General features: G+C 60.1%; 14 protein-coding genes. 7 read left to right on the top strand and 7 right to left on the bottom strand.

From position 1 onward, the window contains the following. Nucleotides 1-605: 605 nt before the first annotated feature. The 3 genes from mqnC to WCA10_RS11670 all read right to left on the bottom strand — a co-directional run bounded on the left by mqnC (nt 606) and on the right by WCA10_RS11670 (nt 2,935). Complete coding sequence (mqnC, locus tag WCA10_RS11660; RefSeq protein ID WP_472822696.1) at nt 606-1,667, bottom strand: cyclic dehypoxanthinyl futalosine synthase; 1,062 nt, start codon at nt 1,665-1,667, stop codon at nt 606-608. 151 nt (nt 1,668-1,818) lie between these two features. Then, nucleotides 1,819-1,974, bottom strand: coding sequence for a hypothetical protein (locus WCA10_RS11665; RefSeq protein WP_472822697.1), 156 nt, complete (start codon nt 1,972-1,974; stop codon nt 1,819-1,821). Between the two features lie 373 nt (nt 1,975-2,347). Then, the gene (locus tag WCA10_RS11670; RefSeq protein WP_472822698.1) at nt 2,348-2,935 is read right to left on the bottom strand and encodes a c-type cytochrome; all 588 of its coding nucleotides are present in this window, start codon (nt 2,933-2,935) and stop codon (nt 2,348-2,350) included. Nucleotides 2,936-3,149: 214 nt separating this feature from the next. On the opposite strand from WCA10_RS11670, the gene WCA10_RS11675 reads away from it, so the two are divergent. After that, complete coding sequence (locus tag WCA10_RS11675) at nt 3,150-3,890, top strand: hypothetical protein (RefSeq protein WP_472822699.1); 741 nt, start codon at nt 3,150-3,152, stop codon at nt 3,888-3,890. Between the two features lie 79 nt (nt 3,891-3,969). Here the strand turns inward: WCA10_RS11675 and WCA10_RS11680 are convergent, their stop codons facing one another. The 4 genes from WCA10_RS11680 to WCA10_RS11695 form a co-directional block, all read right to left on the bottom strand. Continuing rightward, entirely contained in the window at nt 3,970-4,110 is a 141-nt protein-coding gene (locus WCA10_RS11680; RefSeq protein WP_472822700.1) for a hypothetical protein, read from the bottom strand. Between the two features lie 13 nt (nt 4,111-4,123). Further along, nucleotides 4,124-4,369 (bottom strand): cupin domain-containing protein, encoded by a 246-nt coding sequence (locus WCA10_RS11685; protein WP_472822701.1) that lies wholly within the window; start codon nt 4,367-4,369, stop codon nt 4,124-4,126. A 156-nt stretch (nt 4,370-4,525) separates the two neighbouring features. After that, on the bottom strand, nt 4,526-6,055 hold the full coding sequence (locus tag WCA10_RS11690) for a fumarate hydratase (protein WP_472822702.1): 1,530 nt from the start codon (nt 6,053-6,055) through the stop codon (nt 4,526-4,528). 173 nt (nt 6,056-6,228) lie between these two features. Further along, a complete protein-coding gene (locus tag WCA10_RS11695; protein ID WP_472822703.1) occupies nt 6,229-6,786 on the bottom strand; it encodes a DUF488 domain-containing protein in 558 nt (185 codons plus the stop codon). 238 nt (nt 6,787-7,024) lie between these two features. Here WCA10_RS11695 and WCA10_RS11700 point away from each other — a divergent pair, with 238 nt between their 5' ends. The 6 genes from WCA10_RS11700 to malQ all read left to right on the top strand — a co-directional run bounded on the left by WCA10_RS11700 (nt 7,025) and on the right by malQ (nt 17,640). Then, a complete protein-coding gene (locus tag WCA10_RS11700) occupies nt 7,025-8,029 on the top strand; it encodes a YpdA family putative bacillithiol disulfide reductase (RefSeq protein WP_472822723.1) in 1,005 nt (334 codons plus the stop codon). 233 nt (nt 8,030-8,262) lie between these two features. Then, nucleotides 8,263-10,128 (top strand): sensor histidine kinase, encoded by a 1,866-nt coding sequence (locus tag WCA10_RS11705; RefSeq protein ID WP_472822704.1) that lies wholly within the window; start codon nt 8,263-8,265, stop codon nt 10,126-10,128. 181 nt (nt 10,129-10,309) lie between these two features. Beyond that, the gene (locus WCA10_RS11710) at nt 10,310-11,710 is read left to right on the top strand and encodes a BON domain-containing protein (RefSeq protein ID WP_472822705.1); all 1,401 of its coding nucleotides are present in this window, start codon (nt 10,310-10,312) and stop codon (nt 11,708-11,710) included. A gap of 291 nt (nt 11,711-12,001) precedes the next feature. Further along, entirely contained in the window at nt 12,002-13,747 is a 1,746-nt protein-coding gene (locus WCA10_RS11715; RefSeq protein WP_472822706.1) for a protein kinase domain-containing protein, read from the top strand. Between the two features lie 242 nt (nt 13,748-13,989). After that, a complete protein-coding gene (locus WCA10_RS11720) occupies nt 13,990-15,963 on the top strand; it encodes a peptidylprolyl isomerase (protein ID WP_472822707.1) in 1,974 nt (657 codons plus the stop codon). A gap of 126 nt (nt 15,964-16,089) precedes the next feature. Continuing rightward, on the top strand, nt 16,090-17,640 hold the full coding sequence (gene malQ / locus WCA10_RS11725; protein WP_472822708.1) for a 4-alpha-glucanotransferase: 1,551 nt from the start codon (nt 16,090-16,092) through the stop codon (nt 17,638-17,640). Nucleotides 17,641-17,682: the final 42 nt, after the last annotated feature.

A 17,682-nucleotide genomic window follows, 5' to 3' on the forward strand; every position in this document is an offset into this window, starting at 1 on the left:
CTCGGGCTGCCTTCGCTGTTCGAGAACTACTAGACTAACTTCTCGAACCGCCGTGTACGGACCCGTTCGCACGGTGGTGTGGCAGGGGTCGGCAGGTGACTGCCGCCCCTATGCCGATCAAACGCCCTAGCGTCCGGGATTGAGATTGCGCCTGAGTGGTGGGTGTTCCGAAAGTAACGCGTTCTTTGGGGCACTGTTTGGGCGGAACAAACGAAGAGCAACCGCAGGTCCTTCGGCTGCGCTGCGCTTCGCTCAGGATGACAAATTTGGCGGTTCCGGAACAGCGTCGGTGGTTGTGGTCGGCTGCGATGAGAATCGATCGCGTGCAAGTTGGGAGTGATTGCCGGAGAAGCAGGTCCTTCACTTCGCTTACCCCGCAGCCGTACCGTCTGCGGGGCCCCAAGACGCTACGTTCAGGATGACACTGTGGTTTGTTTGGTGGGTGATGACAGGGCGAGTGCGGGACTGCTCCTGGCAATGCGTGTGCGGGCTGGAGTGATTGCCGGAGAAGCAGGTCCTTCACTTCGCTTACCCCGCAGCCGTCCGTCTGCGGGGCCCCAAGACGCTACGTTCAGGATGACACTGCGGTTGTCTGGGGGCTTGCTCTAGTTGAGGAACATGGTGCGGTAGAGGGTGTCGCGCTGGACGGGTTTGAAGCCGGCGTCGCGAATGATGCGGCGGAGTTCTTCTTCGGTGGTGCAGTTCGCGGTGCCTGCTGCCTTGACCACATTTTCTTCGAGCATCACGGAGCCTACATCGTTGCCGCCGAAGTGAAGGCCCAGCTCGAGGACCTTCAGACCCTGCGTGACCCAACTGGCCTGCACGTTTTCGATGTTGTCGAGGTAGAGACGCGCGATGGCGAGGACCTTGAGGTACTCGACGGAGGTAGCTTCTTCCCAGCCGCGGCCTCCGAGAGCGGTGTTGCCAGGCTGGAAGCTCCAGGGGATGAAGGCGGTGAATCCGCCGGTTTCTTCCTGGAGGTTGCGGACGACTTCGAAATGGTTGATGCGCTGGTCGAAGGTCTCGCCGACGCCGAACATCATGGTGGCGGTGGTGCGCATACCGAGCGCGTGAGCGGTGCGATGGACGGCGACCCAGTCGGCGGTGCGGCACTTGAGGCGGGCGATGCGCTTGCGGACGTCGTCGTCGAGGATTTCGGCGCCGCCGCCGGGGATGGAGTCGAGTCCGGCATCGCGGAGACGGGCGATGGTGGTGCGCAGGTCGAGGTCGCTGTATTCGGCGATGGCGAGAATTTCAGATGCGCTGAGGCAGTGGAGCCAGATTTTTGGGAAGCGCTGCTTGATGCCGCGGAACAGGCGTTCAAACCAGTCAATTTTCAGATCGGGATGGAGTCCGCCTTGCATGAGGACGCCGGTACCGCCCATCTCCTGGGTCTCGGCGATCTTCTCGTAGATTTTTTCGAGCGAGAGGATGTAGCCCTCGTCGGAGCGGGGGATGTTTTTGCCTTCCTTGGGGAGCGGGCGGTAAAAGGCGCAGAAGGTGCAGTACTCGGTGCAGAAGTTGGTGTAGTTGATGTTGCGATCGATGATGTAGGTGACTACGCCCTCGGGGTGGAGGCGGCGACGGACGGCGTCGGCCTCGAAGCCCAGCCCGATGAGGTCAGGGGAGTTGAAGTAATCGAGGGCTTGGGGGCGGGTCAGGGACATGTAGTCAGTTTACAGGGGAACAAGGGATCAGTGAAGAAGTGGATCAGTGAATCAGTGAACCAGTGAACAAGTGAATCAGTGAATCAGTGAACAAGTGAACCAGTGAACAAGTGAACCAGTGAATCAGAGGTTGGGAATAGAAAAGGGAATACTAGCTTCGTTTGGATTTGCGGAAGAGGAAGAGGCCTCGCCGCTGGACGGGGTCTGGGCGGGTGCGGGAGAGGTTGGAGGCGGTGGAGATTCCGCTGAAGAGGACGAACCAGTCCCAGAAGGCGCGGAGGGTTCCTTTTTTCGGTTCGATGCTCATGGTCGAGTGCCGGGCCTGTCGGTCAGGTCGCCTGGTTATTAGAGTGGCGAATACTGCTCTTTGACTCGGAAAATTGCACGGGATCGACAGGGCTTACTGGTTCGAGTTGGGTCTCGGCGCGGGTTTGGGGGCCGGCTTTTTGGCCGGGGAGGAGATGCCGAAGCTCATGAGGAAGAAACGAAGGCCTTTGCGGAGGGAATCGACGAGACTCATGGCGTGACCTTTCCGGAGACATATTCAGAGTATCGCGTGGGGGGAGGTGTGGCTCCAGTTTCAGATCGAGGGCGGTTCTTCGCTACCCACTCAAAAAGGGAAGATCCAGATTTACCCTTTTGAGTGGGGCACAAAATTGTTTGCCTGAAAGCTCGGAACGCTATTGATCTTCTGAGGCCGGTGAGGGGCTGGGCGGCTGGATGGGGGCCTCTGCTGGCGGGGCCGGCGCGCGGTTGAGGAGATCGAGGACGGCGGGCGGCATGGGCTTGCTGGCATTGGCCAGGAAGATGCTGACCTGCCATATCTCGATATCGCTGAGCTGGGTTTTGAAGGAAGGCATACCTGTGAGGCGAATGCCGTTTTCGACTTTCCAATAGGTCTCGCCTACAGGGTCGTCGCTGACGCCGACGATGGTGGGATCGTTGCGGTGGGGCTCGAGCAGCTGGGGGGCGTCGGGGTACATGTGTTCGCCGATCGCAGCAGATTTGCCGTGGAGACCATGACACGTGGAGCAGCGCTCAATGTAGATGCGAGCGCCGGCGGTCAGGTTAGTTTGATCGGGCTCCAGGTGAGTGCCGACCATATCTTTCTGGATGCGCGCATCGAGCGGCAGGCTGACGAGCTGATGTTCGTAGGGAAACGGGGCATCGGAGACGGCGACCGGCACCCTCCCATAGGTGAGGTAGGCCAGTACGGCAAGAGGAACGAGGACTATGCCGATGATGAATCCGAGCAGAAATCGCCCCATGAAGAGTAATGGCCTCCGTCGCTCTCATCGTATTGCATGCAGGCGGGGATAGCGGCAAAATCCTTCGGCGCGCGTCCAAAAGATGACAGCCCCGCGCAGCCCAGTTCGAGATGTTTAAATAACGGTAGGGATGCCCTCGGCTCCGTTTAAGGTTCCACCCCACGGACGAGGACCTGTCCGCAGGGACCCAGCAGTTGGAGGTAAGTCAAGACCGATGTTTTCTTTTCGCCGTTCGGCAGGTGTTCTGGCGGTTATTTCGCTTTTATCGTTTGGTGCTCTGGCGCAGAGCACAGATTCCAGCAGCAGTACACCGGCTCAGGAGCAGCCGCAGGCGCCGGCACCTGCGCCGAGCCAGCAGGGTCAGCAGACGGTGCAGGCGCGCATCCGGGCGCGGCGCGAGGCGCGGCGGGCGCAGGCCATTCACGACGCATATTCGCATATGTACGAGGTGTTTGTGGGCGGCGGCTATCAGCGGTTTACGCCGGGGCCGCAGTTGCAGCGGACGACGATGTACGCGTGGGACGTGGCAATTACACGCTACTGGAGCGAGAAGCTGGGACTGACCTTTGATGCCCGCGGCAACTATGGGACGGCGTTTGTGGGGTTGAATGAGACCTCGCTGACGCGGCCGGCGATCAGCCACTACGACTTCATGGTCGGGCCGACGTACCGCTTCAGGATGCGGCCGAAGTATTCCCTTGCGGGGAGTGTGAAGGGCGGCGTGGCGATGAGCAACTTCGCCAGCGACACCAATAAATTTGGGACGGCGGTGCTGGGGCTGTATCCGGACGGAACGACCTACGCCATTAACGCGAGTTTGATTGGCGAGGTGAACGTTGCGCCGAATCTGTCTCTGCGGCTGGCGCCGGAGTACATGGCGACGGGGTTCGGATCGACACTGCAGAACGATCTCGGGTTTACGTATGGGTTTGTGTATCGGTTTGGAAAGCAATAAAAGCAGTGAACCGGTGAAGCAGTGAAACAGAGACCAGGGACATAGGGACAGGGACGGCTCGCTAAACGGCGAGCCGTTGTTATTTGTGGACGGCGTAGTCGGCGGCACCCATCATGTGGATCGAGACATAGGGTTCGTTGCCGATGACCCAACTGTCGTGGCCGGGCTCGATATAGAAGATGTCCCCGGGTTTCATTTCGAAGATGCGGCCGTCATCCATGGCTGACCACCCCTCAGACGAGGACCTGTCGGAGGGGACCCCGGGCGGTTGCGCGGCCGGAGACGACCATGCCGACGTGGGAGACGTCGCAGCTTTTCTTGCCGAGAGCTTTGCCGACGTGCTCGGACCACTTCCATCCGGGCTGGTAGGTGGCGCGGCCGATGGTCATTCCGCCGAGGTGCACGAGTTCGAACTTGCCTTTTTCGAAGGTGCGGATTTCGTCGGGGTTATCGAATTGCTTGAGGATGACTGAGTGCATGGGGACCTCCGGAGTTCCAGTCGGGTACGAAAAGCGGAAGCAGATTCTTCGCTTACCACCCCCAAACTGAAAAGCGTTTGGGGCCCCGTGCGCTCAGAATGACACATATAAAACATCGACATTCAGGCGCCTGATGAACGCTGAAACCTGTATCTGCTACTGCAGGATCGGGATGTTGGCGATGCGTTTTTGCCACTCGGCGGGGCCGGTCTGGTGGACGCTGGTGCCTTTGGAGTCAACGGCTACGGTGACGGGCATGTCTTTGACTTCGAATTCGTAGATGCCTTCCATGCCTAAATCTTCGAAGGCGAGTTGGCGTGAGTGGATGATGGCCTTGGAGACGAGATAGGCTGCTCCGCCGACGGCCATGAGGTAGACGGCGCCGAATTCCTTGATGGCATCGATGGCGGTGGGGCCGCGCTCGGCTTTGCCGACCATGCCGAGGAGGCCGGTTTCAGCGAGCATCTGGCGGGTGAACTTGTCCATGCGGGTGGCGGTGGTGGGGCCGGCGGGTCCGATGACTTCTTCGCGGACAGGATCGACGGGGCCGACGTAGTAGATGAAGCGGTCTTTGAAATCGACGGGAAGTTTTTCGCCGCGGCTGAGCATATCGGTCATGCGCTTGTGGGCTGCGTCGCGGCCGGTGAGGAGCTTGCCGTTGAGGAGGAGGACTTCGCCGGGTCTCCATGTGGAGGCTTCGGCGCGGGTGACAGTGTCGAGGTTGACGCGCGTTGCTTTGGAGACGTCATAAGTGAGCTTGGGCCATTCCTCGAGCGACGGCGGATCGAGGTAGGCGGGACCGGAGCCGTCGAGCACAACATGTGCGTGGCGTGTGGCGGCGCAGTTGGGGATCATGGCGACGGGCAGGTTGGCGGCGTGACAGGGGGTGTCGAGGACCTTGACGTCGAGGACGGTGGTGAGGCCGCCGAGGCCCTGTGCGCCGATGCCGAGGCGGTTCACTTTGTCGTAGAGTTCGACGCGGAATTTTTCGGCGGTGGTGACGGGGCCGCGGTCGATGAGGTCCTGGATGTCGATCGGATCCATTAATGATTGTTTGGCAAGGAGCATGGATTTTTCTGCCGTGCCGCCAATGCCGATGCCGAGCATGCCGGGCGGGCACCATCCGGCGCCCATGGTGGGAACGGTTTTGAGCACCCATTCGACGACAGAATCGGAAGGATTGAGCATGACGAATTTGCTTTTGGCTTCGGAGCCTCCACCTTTGGCGGCGACGGTGATGTCGACCTTGTTGCCTTTGACGAGTTCGACGACGACGGCGGCGGGGGTGTTGTCCTTTGTGTTTTTTCGGGCACCGGCAGGATCGGCGAGGAGCGAGGCGCGGAGTTTGTTGTCGGGATCGAGGTAGGCGCGGCGGACGCCTTCGTCGGCCATGCCCTGCATGTCAAGCGTGGGCGCGCCGCCATCGGGGCCTTCGAAGCGGACATCCATGCCGACTTTGACGAAGACGTTGACGATGCCGGTGTCCTGGCAGATGGGGCGATGGCCCTCGGCGCACATGCGGCTGTTGATGAGGATCTGCGCCATGGCGTCTTTGGCGGCGTGGGACTGCTCGCGCTCGTAGGCCTTGGTGAGCGAGGTGATGTAGTCAGTGGGGTGGTAGTAGCTGATGTATTGCAGTGCGCCGGCGACGGTGCGGATGAAATCTTCCTGCTTGATGACGGTCATGGGTGTTGCTCCTCGAACCTTCTAGGGTAAAGGATGCGAGGGAGGGTTGGCGCTTGTCCGGTCGCACCGTGGATTCCAGGCATACTACGTCGTTGACTTTTTCGCGGTGATTGAGTGATGCAACGCGAGCATTTTATTTCGTCGTGATGGATGCGGGAATTGGGTTTAGTAAGTCAGCGGGGATGTTCGAATAGTGTGGCGGGCTCGTCTGGATTGGGGTAGGTGGGTTGGTTGTTGACGACTTTGAGGAAGGGCGTGAGTTTGTGTTCTGCGGGTGGGGATTTCGTAAGGATGTCGCGGACTTCCCAGCCCTGGAGAATCATGGCGTCGGCGATGAGGGAGCGATGGCAGCGCCAGGGGACGGCTTCGGCGCACATGATGGCGGTGGGTGTGGCGCGTGCGATTTCGGTGAGGGCGGCGAGGCCTTCGGCGAATTGCGGAGTGGCCATGTAGTCGGCATAGCCGCGGAAGGAAGCGTTGCGCCAGCCGGTGTTGGTGGAGTTTTTGCGGCTGTGGCGACGGCCGCCGAGGGTTTTCAGATGTGTGTAGGCGATGTTGGCGGCGTTGAGCGCGGATGACAGTTCGTCGGAGTTGAATTGCGGGACGTGGCGGGATTTCGGGATGGAGCGGACATCGACGAGACGTTCCACGCCGTGCGCGGTCAGCAATGCAATGAACTCTTCGGTCGAGTGGGTGGAGTGACCGATGGTGTAGAGGACATTGATCGCCACGGTCTTATCGTACTGCCGATCGAGAAGTTGTTATTGCCGATTTCCTCGCAGGTCCGGTTGAGGTTGGTGGTTTCCCACCCATGTCAACGACGAAGCTGTTGCCATGGATGGGGCACCCGGCTGATCGATGTTCCCTCCCCGGTCTCAAAAACGAGACCGGGGGCACCCAGTATGTCCTAAGCTTGAAGGTATGGCGGATTATCCTGCGGATTCGGTTCCGGATGCGAAGCCTTCGTCGATGCTGGTGCGCGATGGGGAAAAAGCTGCGGACATTTTGTTTGATGTGCTGGTGATTGGAGCGGGACCTACGGGGCTGGCTTGCGCGATTGAGGTGCAGAAGGCCGGGTTCAGCGTGGTGCTGGTGGACAAGGGGTGCGTGTGCAATTCCTTGTTTCACTATCCCTCGCACATGACGTTTTTTACGACGCCGGAGTTGCTGGAGATCGGGAACGTTCCGTTTCCGAGCCCGAATCCGAAGCCTTCGCGCAACGAGGCGCTGCAGTATTACCGGCTGGTGGCGGCGCACTACAAGCTGGACGTGCGGCAGTACGAGCGTGTGGAGCGCGTGACGGGCGTGGACGGCGCGTTCACGGTGCATACGGAGGATCGGTTTGGAAGGCCGGGGGCGTTGAAGACGCGCAAGCTGATCGTTTCCAGCGGCTACTACGATCTGCCGAACTATATGGGAATTCCCGGCGAGGAATTGAGCAAGGTGTTTCACTACTACAACGATCCTCATCCGTATTTTGATATGGACGTGATGGTGATCGGCGGGAAGAATTCGGCGGCGATTGCGGCGCTGGAATTGTGGCGAAGCGGCGCGCGGGTGACGGTGGTTTATCGCGGCTCGGGGGTTCAGCCGCATGTGAAGTACTGGATCAAGCCGGACCTTGAGAATCGCATCAAGAATGGCGAGATCAAGGCGTACTTCCGCACAAATGCTGTCGAGATCACGCCGGATGCGGTGGTGATTGAAACTCCTGACGGTCTCAGGACGATCAAGAACGATTTTGTGTTTGCGATGACGGGATATCATCCCGACTTCAGCTTTCTTGAGAGCATGGGCGTGCGGTTCGAGGGGCCGGACAAGTTGCCGGTGTGCAATGCGGAGACGCTCGAAAGCAATGTGCCGGGGATTTACCTGGCGGGTGTGATTGTGGCGGGATCGCGCACGAATGAGATCTTTATTGAGAACGGGAGATTTCATGGTGGGCAGATTGCGCGGGCGCTGCTGGGTGGGTAGTGTGGTGAGCGCGTGGGACCGTCTAAGTACAGAAGCAGATTCTTCGTTCACCACCCCCAAACTGAAGTACGTTTGGGGCCCCGTTCTCTCAGAGTGACAGCGTTGGTTGGAAAACAGATTCTTCGTTCACCACCCCCAAACTGAACTGCATTTAGGCCCTGTTCGCTCGGAATGACAGCGCTCATTGGTAAACTTAAGGGACTTAGGATTCCCATGGGTTTGAGGTTGAATTGATGCGGTGGTGGCCGCGCACGGTCCGGTGGCAGCTGATTGTCTGGCTGATGCTGCTTGAGGTGCTCTCTGTCGGGCTGTTCGCCACGCTTCTTGTCAACATCGAGAGGCGGGAGATACGGCAGCGCGCATTGGAGCGGCTGGCGCATCAGGCCAATTCGGTCGCCCTCCAGGCGGAGGAGGCATATCGGCAGCAGCATCCGGAGATGGTGCTGCCTTCGGTGCGGATGATGGGGGAAGCGCCGAGCGTGGCGCAGGCCAAGATCACCGATGCTGCGGGGAACGTGCTTTTTGTGAGCGGAGGCGAGGCGTCTGCGTCTCCGTTGGAGCCGGCAGAGAAGGCGCAGATCGCGTTGATCCACGATCACGAGCCGCGGGTATTTTCATTTGGCAATAATCGGCGCGAAGGCGTGAAGGCGATCTACGACGGCGCGAATGTTCGCGGCTATGCGTGGGTCGAGACCGATCACTCGTGGGACACCGAGCAGGTGAAGACGGTTTTCCGCAGCTCGTTTTCGTTCGGGCTGATCTGGATTGGCGCATCGGGATTGCTGGTGCTGCTGATGTCGCGCTCCATTTCGAGGCCGCTGAGCGTTTTGCAAGGCGGGACGCGCGCGCTGATGGAGGGAACGAGTGCGAAGTTTCCTTTGCCGGTGACGGTGGAGAACGAGTTTGGCGATCTGATCCAGGCTTTCAACCGGATGGTGGCAGTACTGGAGGAACAGCGTTCTGGACTGAACGACACGCTGTCGCTGCTGGATTCGATGCTGGCGAATGCGCCGATCGGGCTGGTGTTCTTCGATCGGCAATGCAGGATTGTGCGGGTGAACCAGGTTTTCGCGGAGATGACGGGAGTTGCGCTGAGCCGGCACCTGGGACGCACGCTGCCGGAGGTGTTGCCGGAGCGCATTGCCACGCGCCTGGAGGAAGCGGTACGGCACGTGATTGAAGCCGAGCAGCCGGTACACGATCTGGAACTGGACGGGAAAGGCAGCGAGCCGGGAGCGATGTGGACCTGGCTGGTAACCACGTACCCGGTGCGGCCCACGCCCGAGAAGGTGCGCTGGGTGGGCGCGATTGTGATGGATGTGAGCGAGCGCAAACGGAGCGAGGATGCGCTGCGCAGGACCGAGAAGCTGGCGGCAACGGGGCGGCTGGCCGCTTCAATCGCGCACGAGATCAACAATCCGCTCGAGGCGATTACGAACTTGCTTTACCTGCTTCGCCGCTTCTGCCAGCTGGACTCCGTTGCGTTGAATTACGTGACGATTGCGGAGCGCGAAGTGCGCCGCATGTCGGAGATCACGCAGCAGACGCTGCGTTTTTATCGGCAATCGACGCTGCCGGCGCGTGCCTCAATGGAGGAACTGCTGGACGCTGTGCTGGCCATGTACAGCGCGCGGATGGGGACGCTGGGTATCGCGGTGGAGCGGGACTACGATCCGAGTCTGGATGTGTTCTGCTTTGCGGGCGAGATACGGCAGGTGATTTCGAACCTGGTGAGCAATGCGATGGATGCAACGGCGGGCGGCCGGCTGATGGTGCGGGCCCATCGTTCGCGGGACTGGGTTCATCCGCAGCGCGAGGGTGTGCGGATCACCATTGCCGACACCGGCAGCGGGATGACCCGCGAGGTGCAGGGCAGGCTGTTCGAGGCATTCTTTACGACCAAGGGAGCTACGGGTACCGGTCTGGGGCTTTGGGTGAGTCACGAGATCATCCTGAAGCATCATGGGATTATCCACCTGCGGAGCCGGGCGGCGACGGCGGGTGGGTCGTCGGGAACGGTGTTCCAGATATTCTTTCCCGACAACGAAGAACTCACGAGCAGGGTGCTTGCGGAGGTGCAAGTGGCATCCAAGGAATAAGGCTTGTGGATTCAGTGGCCCACGGTGGCCCAAGACGATGCGAATCTATTACCGAAGGGCGGAACTTATGGCTGGGACCCGGGTTAGTAACGATGACGGCAGAACCAGGCGACCGTCAATATAAAGGACATTGGATCAGAATGATGCGCAGCAGTAAGGCAGGCATGCGGGAGAGATGAGAATGAAAAATTCATGGACGCTCAGGGTGTTTTCTTCGTTGGGAGTGATTGCTTTGGCGGGTGTGATGGCGCTGGCGCAGGACGCCGCGCCGTCGAGCGGACCGCGGAGCGATGGCCAAATTGAGATGGATGTGGTGCATGCGCTGGATGCTTCGCAGGCCCTGAAGAACGATCTGATCACGGCGGCGACGATCCAGAGCGAAGTGACGCTTTCGGGCACGGTGTCGAGCGATTCGTCGAAACAACTGGCCGAGTCGATTGCGAAGACGGTTCCGGGCGTGACGAAGGTTCACAACAACCTGAAGGTCGGCAATCCGGCGGATGACGCAAATGCGGAGGGCGCGCCGGCGAACGATCCCAGCAATGACATGGCGGATGCACAGGGGCAAGGATCACAGGATAACGGGCAGAATGCGCCGAGCATCAACCAGGCTCCGCCGCCAAACTGGGGCGACCAGAGCCAACAGCAGCGACCGGCGTATGGGCAGCAGGTTCCGCCACCGCCCGGATACGGACAGCAGCCGGCGTATGGGCAGCAAGCGCCTCCTCCGCCGGGATATGGACAGCAACCTGGTTATGGCCAGGCACCTCCGCCTCCGAGATATGGACAGCAACCCGGTTATGGACAGGCGCCACCTCCGGGATACGGACAGCAAGGATACGGCCAGGGGCCTGAGTATTCGCAGGCACCGCCTGCGCAGCGGTATGAGTTGCCGAGGGGACCAGTCACCGTTCCCGAGGGGACTCTGATCCAGGTGCGGACCAATGAGCCGGTAGACAGCAAGCGCGCCAGGGGCGGCGAGCCGATCCAGTTTACGGTGATCCAGGACGTCACGTTCGGCGGAGTGCTGGCGATTCCGCGGGGCGCGACGGTGCACGGCGTGATTGCCGATGTGAAGCACTCTGAAAAAGGCTCACTGACGGGGAGCAATGAGCTGGCGCTGGAGCTGACCTCGCTGGACCTGATGGGGCAGAATTATCCGCTGCAGTCGGACATGTTCCGAGTGAAGGGACCGGGGAAAGGCGGACGGTCGGCTGAGAACACGATCGGCGGAGCGCTGGTGGGTGCGTTGATTGGCGGCGCGATTGGCCGCGGTGAAGGCGCAGCGGTGGGTGCAGTGGTGGGCGGCGGTGCAGCTGCGGCGGGCTCGGCGGCTTCATCGGGACCGGGTGTATGGATTCCGGCGGAAGCGCTGGTGAGCTTCCACCTGGCTGCTCCGGTGACGGTGCAGCCAGTTACGCAGCAGGAGGCGATGCGGTTGGCGCAGGGGCTGTATCCGGGTGGACCGAACCTCTATCGTCGCGGGCCGTATGCCCGTCCGTATGCGCGGTACCCGTATGCGTACGCTCCGGTGTATTACAGGCCGTATTACTTTACGGGCGGGTACTACTACTGGCGGTAAGACGTTGTGAAACGGTTGTGAGCGCGCGCGATTCAGTAAGACATCGGGCCGGTTTCGGTAAGACGGAATTGTGAGCGTTGAGACAACGGGCATCCTTCAAGAGGGTGCCCGCCGTCTTTAGTAGGACATGGGTTAACGCGATCGACGGATCGAAGCTTTTGTCGTCTTGCTCGTTTGGATTTTCGGCTTGGGTCGATTTCTAAAACAGCAAACATCAACAGATTGAAAGTGCTGCGCGGATGCGGAGAGCCTGCTCGGAAATCGCAGTGCCTTTGGATAGAATTGGTTCGCATGGAGATGGTTTCTTTTGGCGAGGGATGGGAGGGACGCGTCGTCGAGGGCCAATTTCCGCTTCTGGAAAGAATGGGAAGCACAGAGAATTGCGCGTTGTATTTCACCGTCCTCAAGGGCATGCAGGAAGCCATCATTCAATTGATTTCAACGGATGACGCCCAAGCGAAGACAGATATTGCGCAATGGACTTTCGCAAAGTCTCTATCACATCCGAATTTGGCGAAGATATTTGCAGCGGGCCGCTGTCTTATCGATGGGAAGAGCCTGGTGTATGTCGTTGGCGAACCTTCCTCCACGAATCTTGCAAAGACGATTGAGAGCGGAAGGCTCGCGGTAGACCGGGCAAAAGAGATTTTCAATCCGATTGTCGATGCGCTCAAGTATCTGCACAGGAATGGTGTTGTACACGGTCATCTGAGTCCATCGAACATTCATTTCGCCGGCTCGAAACCGAGACTTTTGCTCACCGATTTACTAGTCGCTGGCCCCGTGAAGAGAAGCATCTCCGCAGCCGGCAACTATGACGCGCCCGAGCTGCGGCACGGCGAGGCGACTGCGGCGGCGGATACCTGGTCGCTGGGTTTGACGATCTGGGAAGCGATGGCGCAGGCACCCCCCTCCTGGGACTTGCGGCGCGCTGAGGAACCGCAGGTCCCTGTATCCGTGCCGAGCCCGTTTCGCGAAATCGTGCAGGACTGTCTTCGCCTGGATCCGCTGCGCCGGTGCACGCTTGAGACTATTCAGGAACGGATGAGCGCAAGCGAATCCACACCGCTGCGCGAGGTTACACCTCCGGCAAAAATGGAGCAGCCTGTCATCGAGGACTCGCTGTTCGATGACAACCGGCCTGCGATAGATTTGATCGGCGAAAGAAATATTCCGAGCATGGATCAGCCGGTGGCGTACTCCTCTATGCCCGAGCGGATCGAAACCGAAGCGCCTTCTGATGCAGTGCTTTTCTCCCGGACGCTCACGCACTTCGAAGACGCGCGGCAGCCTCGTTCGCGAGTGATGCCCTATGCATTTGTTCTGCTCGCGGTGATTGCGATCGGCGCATTTCTGTATGTGCGCGAATACCAGGCCGGGGCTTTTTCAACGGTGACAGAGAACGCAGCCGCGCCCAGCGCTCCCCCGACCGAGAAACAACCAACTGCTCGGTCTGCGCCGTCCCCTGAGCAAACGGAACCGGCGCAAACGCAACCAGAGCAAACACAACCAGTGGCCAGCTCTTCCGGGTCCCCGGAACAAAGCAAAGAAGTTCCGCCAGCGCAACCGGCAGGTAGTTCTCCGGCGCAAGCCAGCGGAGTTTCGCAACCGCAATCCGACGCGAAGCCTGCGCAAGCAAGCGGAACTTCGCAGGCTGAGACGCAAAGCGCTCCGGTGAATCCGCCGGTTTCAACGGCGTCCGCTTCTGTGGATCGCGAGCGGACAGAAGAAAACGCAAAGGGGCTGGTGGAGAAACGCGTATTGCCCACGGTGTCGCCTGGAGCGCGCGAAGGGATGAGAAGGCCTGTCGAGGTGCTGATCCGCGTCTCGGTGAATAGGGAGGGTACGGTTTCAGATGCGGCCTACGTGGAGCCGGGGCCGGGGAGTTATTTCGCCAGGGTTGCCCAGCGAGCGGCGCTGTCGTGGAAGTTCAAGCCGCCTATACGGAATGGCGATCGAGAGCGCAGCGTCTGGATGCTCCGGTTCAACTTCACAAGAGCAGGGACAGAGCCCAGCGCGACGGAAGAGAAGCAATAGGCTGCGTCCAGGGATGAGGTGTCAGGGATCTGGGCAGGTCGCGTTTGCGGTGCTCGGGATTACTCATAGTTCAACAGACCGACGGTGGTCAGTGATTCGAGCGCCGTTCGTCTATAATGAAGGGGCATCGCTATGAGCGAGAATTGCGCTTTTTGAGAGAGCTGTGCCCCTCAGAGAACTTGCTTGCGGGGTGGCGTCGCTTTCCGGTATGCGTGTAGAGAGTTGAAGGCTTAAACCCACCCATGATTCGTTTCCTGCAGTCGAAAGACAATCGCCTCGTCAAAGCTTTGTTTGTAGTCATCATTGCGGCGGCCTCGGTTTCGATGGTCGTTTACCTGATTCCCGGCCTGACCGGCCAGGGTGGTGTTTCGGCGGGCACATATGCTGTGGTGTACCCGCATTGGTACAGCAAATTCTTCGCCAGCGGCGAACCGATCAGCCAGGAGAAGGTGTCGGCGCAGGCGCGACAGCAGTTGCAGCAGCGCAATCCGCAATATGCGTCGAACCCGATGATTGTGAGCCTGTTTGAGCAGCAGGTGGGTCAGCAGATGGTGCAGCAGCAGATTCTGCTGGCCGAAGCGGACAAGCTGGGAATCACTGCGAACAACAATGACGTGCTTCAGTTTCTGCACGAGGGGCAGGCGGGGCAGGTGCTGTTTCCGAACGGGAAGTTTATCGGACAGGACCAGTACGCCGCACTGATCGCGGGCCGTTTCGACATGTCGGTGACCGAGTTTGAAGAGAGCGTCCGCCATGACATCACGATTCAGCGGCTTCGGGCGTATGTGACGGCCGGCGTGACGGTGAGCGACAAGGAAGCGCGCGCGGATTACCTCAAGCGCGGGACCAAGATCAAGTTCGATTATGCGGTGATTTCATCGGACGATATTCGCAAGTCGATCACTCCGACGGATGCGGAGCTGGAGTCGTTTTTCAAGAAGAACGCGGCCCGCTACGCGAATGCAGTGCCGGAAGAGCGAACGATCAGCTACTTTGCGTTTACGCCGAACGATGTGCCGGGAGGCGTGCAGCAGCCGACGCAGCAGGAGATCGAAGCCTATTACAACGCGCACAAGAGCGAATACTCGGTGCCGGAACAGGCCAAATCGCGGCACATTCTGATCCAGGTAGCCCCGAATGCAGATGCGAAGACCGATGCGGCCGCGAAGGCCAAAGCCGAGGACATTCTGAAGCAGCTTGAGAAGGGCGCGAACTTTGCCGATCTGGCGAAGAAGAATTCTGACGACCCGGGCAGCAAGGATTCCGGCGGCGAGCTGGGTTTTGCGCAGCGCGGGCACATGGTGCCGGAGTTTGACAAGGCGATCTTCACGCAGAAAATCGGCGACTACAAGATTGTGAAGACGCAGTACGGCTATCACATTGTGCAGGTGGAGGAGCGGACGACGGCGCACGCGCAGTCGCTTGCTGAAGTGCTGCCGACGATCCAGGCGACACTGTTGCGGCAGAAGTCGACGGCTGCGCAGGATAACTTCGCGCACCAGTTGACCTCGGAGGCGATCAAGAATGGCCTCGAGAAGACGGCGGCAGGTCACCACTTGCAGCTGGTGACGACGCCTCCAGTGAATGCGCAGGGCGTGATTCCGGCGCTGCCGGATGGATCGCAGTTGATTGCGCATGCGTTTGAGGCGAAGCAGAGCGATCCGCCGCAGTCGGCGCCGACGGGCGAGGGGTATGCGATTTTCCAGGTAAAGAGCGTGATCCCGGCGCATGCGCCGACATTTGCGGACTGGAAGAGCCACGTGGAAGACGACTATCGCAACGAGCAGGTCCCCGCGCTGTTGAGCCAGAAGACCGCGGAACTCGCGGCCAAGGCGAAGGCGGAGAACGACCTTGCCAAGGCTGCGAAGGAGATGGGCGCAAGCTTCAAGACGAGCGACCTGGTGGATCAAACCGGGCAGGTGCCGGATCTTGGCGCGGTGGGACAGGTGGCTCCGCAGTTGTTCGACATAACGCCAGGCTCGATCACTGGGCCGATCAATGCGGGCAGGACGGGCGTGGTGGCGAAGCTGGTGGACAAGCAGCAGCCGAGCGACGCCGACATCGCGAAGAATCTCGACCAGACCAAGGACCAGATTCTCGAACAGAAGCGGCAGGAGGCTTTTGAGATCTTTGCCAACAACATCATTACCGAATACAAGAAGAAGAATCTCGTGCGCATTAACGCGAAACCGCAGAGTCCGCTTACGGGCGAGTAGTTTGAACTGAGGTTTCGAGGGGAAAAGGCCCGCTTCCGACGATTGGAAGCGGGCTCGTTGTTTTGTGAGGGGCGCGAATCGTGCGGCGAGGTGCTTGCGAGCGCTGGCAGCGGAGATAATACGCACATGGATTTCCAGCGTTGTTCCGGCGTTTTATTGCACATCAGTTCTCTGCCTTCGTATGGAGGGATCGGGGATCTTGGTCCTGCGGCGCATGAGTCTATCGAGTTTCTGGCGGCGGGGAAGCAGCATGTGTGGCAGGTGCTGCCGCTGTGTCCTACGGGTTACGGGAATTCGCCATATGCGGGTTCGTCGGCGTTTGCGGGGAATCCATACCTGATCAGCCTGGAGTACCTGGTGGATTGGGGCTGGCTCGGCGGAGACCGGATTGCCGGGCTTGCGGGCCGCGGCGGCAACGTGAACTTCGAAGAAGTGGAGTCGCGGAAACTGCCGCTGCTGGACGAGGCGGCGGGGAATTTTCTCGATCGTGGGGCGCACGATCCGGAACTGGCAGAGCAGTGGAAGCGTTTTGAGGAATTCTGCAGTGCCGAGTCAGCGTGGCTGATGGATTACGCACTGTATGCTGAGTTGCGACGGCGGTTCAACACGGGTGCGTGGGCGGAGTGGCCGGAGGCAATCCGGCGGCGCGAACCGAAGGCGTTGGCGCAAGTGGCGGCGGAGTCGGGACGCATGCTGGCGCAGGAGCAGGTGCTGCAATTTGCGTTTGCTGTGCAGTGGACGAATCTGCGCGCGGCGGCGGCACGGCACAAGATTCGCATCCTGGGCGACGTGGCAATTTTTGTTAGTTTCGATTCGGCGGATGTGTGGACGCATCCGGACATCTTTGAGCTGGATGCGGATCTGCGGCCGGTACATATTGCAGGCGTCCCGCCGGATTATTTTTCGCCGACGGGGCAGCGGTGGGGGAATCCGCTGTACCGGTGGGACGTGCTGCGGGCGCGTGGATTTGACTGGTGGATCGATAGGATTCGCAGGTCGCGCGACCTGTACGACATGATCCGGCTCGATCATTTTCGGGGGTTCGAAGCATACTGGTCGATTCCGGCGGCTGAGGAGACGGCGATCAACGGAACGTGGGTGAAGGCGCCGGGGCTGGAGTTGTTTGGCGCGCTGGAGGCTGCGCTAGGGCCTCTGCCGCTGGTAGCCGAGGACCTGGGACTGATTACGCCCGAAGTGGATGCGCTGCGGAAGGAGCTGGCGATGCCGGGAATGCGGGTGTTGCAGTTCGGATTTGGAGACAAGGGCGCACACATGCATCTGCCGCATCAGTTCGCACCGAGGACGGCTGCGTATACCGGCACGCATGATAACGACACGACACTTGGGTGGTGGGCGACGCTGGGAAAGACGGAGCGCGTGGCTGTGGAGACGCTGGTTGGGCCGGTGAACGATCACCCGACGTGGCCGCTAATTCGCGCGGCGGCAGGAAGCGTTGCGGAGATTGCAATTGTGCCGGTGCAGGATTTGCTCGAACTGGGATCTGAGGCTCGGATGAACACGCCGGCGGTGCCCAGCGGAAACTGGAGCTGGCGGGTGGCGGAGGGAAGCTGGACGGCGCCGCTGGCAGCCAGGGTCGCGGCAATTGTGGAGGTGACGGATCGCGATAATGATCCGCTTGGGTCGAACGAATCCGAATCTGGAGAGACCAAAGTGTGAGTGTTGGTCGGGCCTCGCCTTTGTCGAATGCTCTGATCTTGT

Source organism: Occallatibacter sp. (assembly GCF_049582745.1).
In the GTDB taxonomy this organism is placed as follows: Bacteria; Acidobacteriota; Terriglobia; order Terriglobales; family Acidobacteriaceae; genus Telmatobacter.